The 9,290-nt window shown below is 71.3% G+C and carries 11 protein-coding genes; 4 read left to right on the top strand and 7 right to left on the bottom strand.

Annotation, left to right across the window (positions count from 1 at the left end):
- The 7 genes from mltG to ABTU92_RS24160 form a co-directional block, all read right to left on the bottom strand.
- Positions 1-991: endolytic transglycosylase MltG (gene mltG, locus ABTU92_RS24130; protein WP_408094164.1), on the bottom strand; the 991-nt coding region annotated here is incomplete at its 3' end.
- Positions 992-1,391: 400 nt separating this feature from the next.
- Complete coding sequence (fabF, locus tag ABTU92_RS24135; protein WP_408094165.1) at positions 1,392-2,654, bottom strand: beta-ketoacyl-ACP synthase II; 1,263 nt, start codon at positions 2,652-2,654, stop codon at positions 1,392-1,394.
- Between the two features lie 243 nt (positions 2,655-2,897).
- On the bottom strand, positions 2,898-3,137 hold the full coding sequence (locus ABTU92_RS24140; protein ID WP_111358723.1) for an acyl carrier protein: 240 nt from the start codon (positions 3,135-3,137) through the stop codon (positions 2,898-2,900).
- Positions 3,138-3,380: 243 nt separating this feature from the next.
- Positions 3,381-4,118: a 3-oxoacyl-[acyl-carrier-protein] reductase gene (fabG, locus tag ABTU92_RS24145; protein WP_408094166.1), complete on the bottom strand. Its 738-nt coding sequence runs from the start codon at positions 4,116-4,118 to the stop codon at positions 3,381-3,383.
- A complete protein-coding gene (fabD, locus tag ABTU92_RS24150) occupies positions 4,118-5,086 on the bottom strand; it encodes an ACP S-malonyltransferase (protein ID WP_408094167.1) in 969 nt (322 codons plus the stop codon). Before fabD ends, fabG begins: the two co-directional genes overlap by 1 nt.
- A gap of 97 nt (positions 5,087-5,183) precedes the next feature.
- The gene (locus tag ABTU92_RS24155) at positions 5,184-5,885 is read right to left on the bottom strand and encodes a LysR substrate-binding domain-containing protein (RefSeq protein WP_408094168.1); all 702 of its coding nucleotides are present in this window, start codon (positions 5,883-5,885) and stop codon (positions 5,184-5,186) included.
- A gap of 41 nt (positions 5,886-5,926) precedes the next feature.
- The gene (locus tag ABTU92_RS24160) at positions 5,927-6,064 is read right to left on the bottom strand and encodes a LysR family transcriptional regulator (protein ID WP_408094169.1); all 138 of its coding nucleotides are present in this window, start codon (positions 6,062-6,064) and stop codon (positions 5,927-5,929) included.
- Between the two features lie 174 nt (positions 6,065-6,238).
- Between ABTU92_RS24160 and ABTU92_RS24165 the strand changes: the two genes are divergently transcribed.
- From ABTU92_RS24165 to ABTU92_RS24180, 4 genes are all read left to right on the top strand, one after another.
- Complete coding sequence (locus ABTU92_RS24165; RefSeq protein ID WP_408094170.1) at positions 6,239-7,087, top strand: SDR family NAD(P)-dependent oxidoreductase; 849 nt, start codon at positions 6,239-6,241, stop codon at positions 7,085-7,087.
- A gap of 302 nt (positions 7,088-7,389) precedes the next feature.
- Positions 7,390-7,878 carry a 30S ribosomal protein S6 gene (gene rpsF, locus ABTU92_RS24170; protein ID WP_408094171.1) on the top strand — a complete coding sequence of 163 codons (489 nt, stop codon included), beginning with the start codon at positions 7,390-7,392 and terminating at the stop codon, positions 7,876-7,878.
- A gap of 5 nt (positions 7,879-7,883) precedes the next feature.
- Positions 7,884-8,132 carry a 30S ribosomal protein S18 gene (gene rpsR, locus ABTU92_RS24175; RefSeq protein WP_111359095.1) on the top strand — a complete coding sequence of 83 codons (249 nt, stop codon included), beginning with the start codon at positions 7,884-7,886 and terminating at the stop codon, positions 8,130-8,132.
- 213 nt (positions 8,133-8,345) lie between these two features.
- Positions 8,346-9,290: DUF2232 domain-containing protein (locus ABTU92_RS24180; protein ID WP_408094172.1), on the top strand; the 945-nt coding region annotated here is incomplete at its 3' end.

The raw sequence follows: 9,290 nt of genomic DNA on the forward strand, positions 1-9,290 counted from the left end.
CCGCCTCCAGCGCGGCGCGGCCCGGATTGGCGATCGGCCCGGGCGGCAGGCCGTCGATCACATAGGTGTTGTAGGGGGTCGGCTGCTCGATCTCGCTGCGCATGATCGGCCGGCCGAGCGTGCCCTTGCCGCCGACCAGGCCGTAGATGATGGTCGGGTCGGACTGCAGCCGCATGCGCTGCTTGAGCCGGTTGACGAACACGGCGGCGACGCGGGTGCGCTCCTCCGGCTTGCCGGTCTCCTTCTCGACGATCGAGGCCAGCGTCAGGAGCTGCTCGGGCGTGCGCAGCGGCAGGTCGGCCATCCGATGGTCCCAGACCTCCTGCAGCACGCGGCGCTGGGCCTGCTGCATGCGCTGGATCACCTGATCGCGCGGCGTGCCGCGCACCACCTTGTAGGTCTCCGGCAGCAGCGAGCCCTCGCGCGGGATCTCGCGGATGTTGCCGGCCAGGAGGTCGGATTCGAGCAGCCGCTGGACGATCTGCTCCGAGGTCAGCCCCTCCGGGACCGTGATGGTGTGCTGCACCACCTTGCCCTCGACCAGCGTGTCGATCACGTCGCCGAGCGAGGCCTGCTTCTGGAACAGATACTCGCCGGACTTCAGGTCCTCGCGCGCCTTGCGGAACACCACGGCGCCGACGAACGTCCAGGGATGGTCGATGACGCCCTCGCGGACGAGCTGGTCGGCGATGTCGCGGATGCCGGCGCCGCGCGGGATCAGCACGGACTTCTCCTCGGCGAGCGGGCCGACGTCGTCGAGCCGCTGCTTGCCGACCCACACGGCGCCGCCGACCACCACGGCGAGCAGGACCAGGAACGTGAAGATCGCGTTGCCGATGACCACCAGCGGGTGACGCGCCCGCGCCGAGCGGCGCACCGGCGCCGGGACGCGCTCGGGCTCCAGCGCGGCCCGCGGGCTGCGCGGGGCGATGCGCTTCGTCTCGGCGGGAGGCGGCGCGCCCGGGCCGCGCGGCGTGTCGTTCGAGCTCATCGTGCAGGCAGCTCCAGAACCCGGTGGGCCGTGATCCGTGGGACCATGACCGGTGGGACCATGACCGGTGGGACCGTTCGAGAACCCGCGATCTCGGCGAGCCTTCCCGGCGGGGCGTGACGATCGGAACGGGCGGCCGACCGGGCGGCGGCGCGCCCGGCGCCGGCCCCCCTGCGGAAGCCCGTCGGGGTGACTAATACCCTCGGGATTGTGGCCAATTTATCGAGCACGCCGGTCTCCTCGCGGACCCTCGCGCCAGCCGCGACGGACGGGCGCTCGGCCGCCGGAGGGGCCTGCCGCGAGGGGCGCGGCGGTTCCCTTCGGACACCGGCAGCCGCGTGACGACGGCCGACGGCGGCGACCGGGCGGCGGTGAGCCGCCCGGCCGAGACCGGACTGTTCTACTGGACGCGGCGGAAAACCAGCGACGCGTTGGTGCCGCCGAACCCGAAGGAGTTCGACAGCGCGACGTTGATCTCGCGCTTCTTCGCCTGATGAGGCACCAGATCGATCGGCGTGTCGACCGATGGGTTGTCGAGATTGATGGTCGGCGGCGCGATGCCGTCGCGGATCGCCAGCACCGAGAAGATCGCCTCGACGGCGCCGGCGGCGCCGAGCAGATGGCCGACCGACGACTTGGTCGACGACATCGCGACTCGCGACGCATCGTTGCCGACGATGCGCTGCACGGCGCCGAGCTCGATCTCGTCGCCGAGCGGCGTCGAGGTGCCGTGGGCGTTGATGTAGTCGATCTCGGAGGTCTGGATGCCGGCCCGCTTGATCGCCATCGACATGCAGCGGAAGGCGCCGTCGCCGTCCTCGGACGGCGCCGTGATGTGATAGGCGTCGCCCGACATCCCGTAGCCGATCACCTCGGCGTAGATCTTCGCGCCGCGCGCCTTGGCGTGCTCGTACTCCTCGAGAATCACCACGCCGGCGCCCTCGCCCATCACGAAGCCGTCGCGGTCCTTGTCGTAGGGACGCGAGGCGCGGGTCGGCTCGTCGTTGAAGCCGGTCGACAGCGCCCGGCAGGCCGAGAAGCCGGCGATCGAGATGCGGCAGATCGGCGATTCTGCGCCGCCCGCGACCATCACGTCGGCGTCACCGAGCGCGACCAGGCGGGCCGCATCACCGATCGCATGCGCGCCGGTCGAGCAGGCTGTGACGACGGCGTGGTTCGGACCCTTGAGGCCGTGCGCGATCGACACGTAGCCGGAGGCGAGATTGATCAGACGGCCCGGGATGAAGAACGGCGAGACGCGGCGCGGGCCACGCTCCTTCAGCAGCACGGCCGTCTCGGCGATACCTTCGAGGCCGCCGATGCCGGAGCCGATCATCACGCCGGTCGTGATCTGATCGTCGTAGGACGCGGGATGCCAGCCCGAATCGTCGAGCGCCTGCTTGGCCGCCGCCATCGCGTAGACGATGAAGTCGTCGACCTTGCGCTGCTCCTTGGGCTCCATCCACTGGTCGGGATTCCAGGTCCCGTCGGAGCCGTCGCCGCGCGGCAGCGTGCAGGCGATCTTGGCCGGCAGATCGGCCACCTCGAACCTGTCGATCTTCCGGGCCCCGCTCTCGCCGGCCAGAAGGCGCTTCCACGTCGGCTCGACGCCGCATCCGAGCGGCGTCACCATGCCCAATCCCGTGACGACAACGCGTCTCATGTCACTTGTCCCGCACCGGCCGGCTCGCCGCGTCCCACTGCAACCGTCTCGGGCGGTTCGTTCGCGAAGCGGTCTCGCACGCATCCGACCGCGGCGTTCCGCCATGGCCAGAGCCGCCACGGTGGGAGACCCGGCCCGGTCTGAAGAACGCTCAGCGCGGGCTCATCGGCGACGAACAGCAGCGACCTCGGGCGGGGCAGCACCGCAGGCCCGGAGGCCTGCGGTGGCGGCGTTCGGCGTAATTCAGCTCTTGGCGTTCTTCTCGAGGAACTTGACGGCGTCGCCCACCGTCAGGATCGTCTCGGCGGCGTCGTCCGGGATCTCGCAGCCGAACTCCTCCTCGAACGCCATCACGAGTTCGACGGTGTCGAGGCTGTCGGCGCCCAGATCGTCGATGAAGCTCGCGCTCTCGGTCACCTTCTCGGGCTCGACGCCGAGGTGCTCCACGACGATCTTTTTGACCCGCTCGCCAATATCACTCATTGCTAACCCTCGTGCTTTCGGCATTTCACCCGACGCACCGCCGCCGCATGCGGCAGGTGTCGCCCGGCAGCCATCTCGATGGACGCTGTTGAACGCTCATCCGGCCAAGGGGTGCATGCCGTAGCCCCAGCCCCGTCGCACTTCCTCGTCCAGCCCAGCGGATCGGTTATCATACTTCCTCAGGCTTGACCAGAAGTGCAGGGAGGGCCGCACGCGATCCCTGTGCGGACTGAAAAAACTCAATCAGATCATTACCATGCCACCGTTTACATGGAGTGTCTGACCGGTCGTGTAGGCGGCCTGATCGGAGGCCAGATAGACGACCGCCGCGGCGATCTCCTCGCTGGTTCCGAGCCGGCCGGCCGGCACCCGCGACAGCACCGTCTCGCGCTGCTTGTCGTTGAGCACGTCGGTCATCGCGGTCTGGATGAAGCCCGGCGCGACGCAGTTCACCGTGATGCCGCGCGAGGCGACCTCCTGGGCGAGCGCCTTGCTCATGCCGATCATGCCGGCCTTGGCGGCGGCGTAGTTGCCCTGCCCCGGATTGCCCGAGACGCCGACCACCGACGTGATCGAGACGATTCGACCGAAGCGGCGACGCATCATGCCCTTCACGGCGGCGCGCGCCAGCACGAAGGCGGCCGTGAGATCGACCGCGATGACGTCGTCCCACTCGGCATCCTTCATGCGCATGAAGAGATTGTCGCGCGTCAGGCCGGCATTGTTGATCAGGATGTCGAGCTGGCCGAGCGCGGCCTCCGCCGCCGGGACGAGCTTTTCGACTTCGGCGCGGTCGGCGAGATTGCACGGCAGCGCGTGGACGCGGTCGCCGAGCGCGGCGGCCAGCGCCTCGAGCTTGTCGGCCTTGGTGCCGGAGATCGCGACCGTCGCGCCCTGGGCGTGCAGCGCCGTGGCGATGGCGCCGCCGATGCCGCCGGTCGCGCCGGTGACGAGCGCCGTCTTGCCGGTGAGATCGAACATCACGCCGCGCCCTGCTGGAGCGCCGCGGCGCGGGCCGCGACGAAGCTCGCGACGTCGGCGGGCGAGCCGATCGCCGTGCCGGTCGCGCCGTCGGCGATGCGCTTGACCAGACCGGTGAGCACCTTGCCGGCGCCGACCTCGTAGAAGCTCGTCACGCCGGCCTGCGCCATGAAGGCGACCGATTCGCGCCAGCGCACCGTGCCGGTGACCTGCGCGACCAGCGCCGCGACGATCTCGGCCGGCGTGGTGATCGGCGCCGCCTTGACGTTCGCCACCACCGGGACGACCGGCTGGCGCACCGTGACGTTGGCGAGCGCCTCGGCCATCACGTCGGCGGCCGGCGCCATCAGGGTGCAGTGGAACGGGGCGGACACCGGCAGCAGCGTCGCGCGCTTGGCGCCGCGGCCCTTGGCGATCTCGACGGCGCGCTCGACCGCGGCCTTGTCGCCGGAGACCACCACCTGACCGCCGCCATTGTCGTTGGCGGCCTGGCAGACGGCGCCCTCGGCGGCCTCGCGGGCGATCTCGGCCGCCGCGTCGAACTCGAGCCCGAGCAGCGCCGCCATGGCGCCGACGCCGACCGGCACGGCCTTCTGCATGGCACGGCCGCGGGTGCGCACGAGCCGCGCCGTGTCGGCGACCGACAGGGCGCCGGCGGCGGCGAGCGCCGAGTACTCGCCGAGCGAATGGCCGGCGACGAACATGGCGTCGCGGGCGAGGTCGACGCCCGCCTCCTGCTCCAGCACGCGCAGCGCGGCGAGCGAGACGGTCATCAGCGCGGGCTGCGCGTTCTCGGTGAGCATGAGGGTCTCGGCCGGCCCCTCGAACACGATTGCCGAGAGCTTGTCGCCGAGCGCCTCGTCGACCTCGTCGAACACGGCCCGGGCGGCCGGGAAATTCTCCGCGAGCGCCTTGCCCATGCCGACGGCCTGGCTGCCCTGGCCGGGAAATACGAATGCGACCGCCATGGTGCTCCCTCCTGCGAATTAGCGCGCTAACACACCGTCGGGGGCCTCAAAGTCAAGTGGGGCAGTCACTTACTACGGCCGGGGCGGCCCCGCGGCCCTACCCCGAGCCCGCCTTGGCTGGCAGATTCGCTTGCGGATTTCGCAGCGCGTCGACGAAGGCGCGCAGCGCCGGCGCCATCTGGCGCTGACGCGGATAGCACAGGTGCAGCCCCGGGAAGAACGCGCACCACGGCTCCAGGAGCCGCACCAGCCGGCCCGCCGCGACATGCTCGGCCACGGTCCGCTCGACCGGAAACCCGATGCCGACGCCCGCCAGGGTCGCACGCAGCGCCATCTCCTTGTCGTTGACGATCAACGGCCCGTCGACCGCCACCTCGAACCAGGTCCCGTTCTCGAAGAACTCCCAGGCATAGGGCATCAGATGGCCGGGCCAGCGCCAGCGGATGCAGCGGTGGTGGACGAGATCGCGCGGATGGGCCGGCGCCCCGTGGGCGGCCAGGTAGCCGGGAGCAGCGACGGGGACGTGCCGCAGGTCGGGGCCGATCCGCACCGCGACCATGTCGCGCTCGATCACCTCGCCGAGCCGGATCGCGGCGTCGAAGCCGCCCGCCACCATGTCGACCACGGCGTCGTCCAGCGTGACGTCGAGCACGATGTCCGGATAGGCCTCTGCGAAGGCCGGCAGGATCGGCGCCAGGCAGGTCTCGGCGGCGCTGCGGAACGCATGGATGCGCACGACGCCGGCCGGCCGCCCGCGGCTCGCCCGCGCCTCGCCGAGCGCGTCGCCGAGCTCCGCCACGGCGGGCCGCACCCGCCGCAGGAGGATCTCGCCGGCCGGCGTCAGGGCGACGCTGCGGGTGGTGCGGTTGAGGAGCCGACGCCGACCCGCTCCTCCAGGCCCCGCACCGTCTGGCTCAGCGCCGAGGGCGACACGCCGAGCAGCTCGGCGGCGCGGCTGAAGCTCGACAGCTCGCCCACGCCACGAAGGCGCGGAGCTGATTGAAGTCGCTTCCCGACAGGAGCGGATCCATGGCGCAATCTCCCGGCGGCATTGTCCGATTTTTTAGGACAGCTTACAAGCCCTCGCAATTTTCGTCGTATTATTTAACCGCAAGGACCTGCCCATCTTCCGGTCGTCACAGGAGACGACCTATGAAGACCTGGTTCATCACCGGCATCTCGCGCGGCCTCGGCCTCGCCCTCGCCCGTGCCGCGCTCGCGACCGGCGACACCGTGATCGGCACGGTGCGCAGCGGCACCCCCGACCTCCCGGCCGCGCCCGGCCGGCTGCACGTGCTCACCCTCGACATGGCCGACGGTCCGGCCGTCGAGGCGACGGTCGAGCGCGCCTTCGCGATCGCCGGCGAGGCCGGCCGGCCGCTCGACGTGATCGTCAACAATGCGGGCTACGGGCTTTTGGGCGCGATCGAGCAGGCGACCGACGCCGAGGTCGCGCAGCTCTTCGCCGTCGACGTGTTCGGCCCGTTCCGGGTGATCCGCACGGCGCTGCCCCGTCTGCGCGCCCAGGGGTCGGGCCACATCGTCAACATCACGTCGGTCGCCGGGCGGGCGCCGGGCCCCGGCGCCGGCCTCTACGCGGCGGCGAAATACGCGCTGGAAGGCCTGTCGGCGGGCCTCGCCCTCGAGGTCGAACCGCTCGGGATCAAGGTGACGGCGGTGGCACCCGGCGCCTTCCGGACCGACTTCCTGTCGGCCCACTCGATCCGCTGGAGCGCCAAGGCGGGCGATGCCTATGCGGCGACGGTCGGCCGCAGCGCGGCCGCCTTCGAGACGATGGGCGGCAACCAGGTCGGCAACCCGGAGCGGGGCGCCCAGGCGATCCTGGCGGCCGTGAACGCGGCGGAGCCGCCGCTCCACCTGCTGCTCGGCTCGGATGCCCTGCGCCGCACCCGGGTCAAGCTCGACGCCGTCATCGCGGAGATGGACCGCTGGGAGGCGGTGACGCTCGGCACCGACTTCCCGGCGGCCGTCCCGGCCTGAGCGGCCCTCCCCCGCGGCCACGCCACGCCTCCGGCCGGACGCTGCCGCGCCCGGCCACCTCACTTGCGTTCGCGCCGAGAACTTGCGTTCGCGCCGGAAAGCCGTATAAGGCGCGCTTCGGCTCGGCTCCGGCCGGGGGCTGAACGGACGGCTATGCCTTCCCGCAAGGGAGGGAGCGGCAGGATCCTTCGGGGATCCGGCGTCCGGTGTTCCCGCCTTCAGAGCTTTCTTTCGCGCCTTTCCCGAAGGGCACGAAGGGCTTCGCGTCGGACGAGCCGCCACGAACCAGGGAAAGGCATTCCATGCCGCTCTACGAGCATGTCTATCTGGCGCGCCAGGATCTCTCGGCGCAGCAGGTCGAGGAGCTGACGACCCAGTACAAGGGCGTCATCGAGAGCCTCGGCGGATCCGTCGCCAAGGTCGAGTACTGGGGCGTGAAGTCCCTGACCTACCGGATCAACAAGAACCGCAAGGCGCATTTCACGCTGCTCAATCTCGACGCCCCGGCGGCCGCCGTGGCCGAGGTCGAGCGCCAGCAGCGCATCAACGAGGACGTGCTGCGCACCCTCACCGTGAAGGTGGACGAGCTCGAGGCCGGTCCGTCGGCCATGATGCGCAAGTCCGACCGCGACCGCGACGAGCGCGGCGACCGGGGCGACCGCCGCCCGGGCGATCGCGACCGCGACCGGGGTGATCGTGGCGACCGCGGCCCGCGCCGCGACCGCGACGGCCGCCCGCCGCGTGAGGACCGTGTCGAAGCCGCCGCCGCCGACGACGCCAGCGAGGATTGATCATCATGGCCATGGCCTCTGCCGGCGGCGCCCGCCGCCCGTTCTTCCGCCGTCGCAAGACCTGCCCGTTCTCCGGCGCCAATGCCCCGAAGATCGACTACAAGGACGTGCGGCTTCTGCAGCGCTACATCTCCGAGCGCGGCAAGATCGTGCCGAGCCGCATCACCGCGGTGTCGGCCAAGAAGCAGCGCGAGCTCGCGCGCGCCATCAAGCGCGCCCGCTTCCTCGGGCTGCTGCCCTACGTGATCCGCTGATCGCGGTGAGTTCGGGCCGACGCCTGTCGGCCCGATCCTCGCGACGGCCCTGACGAAGACCGACGACACGTCGTCCAAAGACCTTCGGCCCGCCTGCCTCGTGCATCGCGGGCCGATCCTCTGGTTGGGACGGACGGTCGCGACCTCGGTGCATGCACCGCGAGCGCGACGCTGATCCGCCTCTAACCGCTCCTCGAGCGGGACAGCGAGACGATGATCCAGTTCATCCTGGTCGGCCTCGGGGCCGGCGCCGTGGCAGCCCTGACCTTCGCGGCCCTCGCGGCCGGGTCGACCCTGTCGATGCTGCTGTTCTATCTGGCGCCGCTGCCGATCATGATCGCGGCGCTCGGCTGGAGCCACTGGGCCGGCCTGCTCGCCGCGCTCGCCGGCACGGCCGCCCTCGCCGCCTGGTTCGGCACGCTGTTCTTCCTCGTCTTCCTGCTCGGCCTCGCGCTGCCCGGCTGGTGGCTGTCGTATCTCGCGCTGCTGGCGCGCTCCGGCGGCGATCCGGCCAACCCGACGCTCGACTGGTATCCGGTCGGCCGCATCGTGCTGTGGGCCGCGGTGCTCGGCGCGCTCTCCGTCATGATGGCGCTGCCGACCTTCGGCAGCGACCTCGAGGAGATCCGCACCACGCTGCGGGACGGCTTCGCCCGGGTGTTCCGCGGGCGCAACGGCGAGCCCGGCCTGCCCGGCGTCTCCGACTCGGACGCGATCTTCACGTTCCTGGCGATCGCGCTGCCGCCGGCCGCCGCCTCGCTGATGACGACGACGCTCCTGTTCAACCTGTGGCTGGCCGGCAAGGCGGTCGGACTGTCGGGTCGGCTGCCGCGCCCGTGGCCGGCACTCTCCGAGATCTCGTTCCCGCTGATCTCGGCCGTCGCGTTCGCGGCCGCGATCGCCGCCTCGCTGCTGCCCGGCCTCGCCGGCCTGCTCTCCGGCATCGTCGCCGCGACCCTGTCGGTCGCCTTCACGGCGCTCGGCTTCTCGGTGCTGCACGCGCTGAGCCGCCGGGTGAAGAGCCGCGCCCTGGTGCTCACCACGCTCTACGCGGCCGTGCTGGTGTTCGGCTGGCCCCTGCTCCTGGTGATGGTGGTCGGCCTTCTCGACGCGGCGATCGATCTGCGCGCCCGCCTCCCCGGCCGGGCGGCGCCGCCC

Source organism: Rhodoplanes sp. SY1, from assembly GCF_046000175.1.
Lineage (GTDB): Bacteria > Pseudomonadota > Alphaproteobacteria > Rhizobiales > Xanthobacteraceae > Rhodoplanes.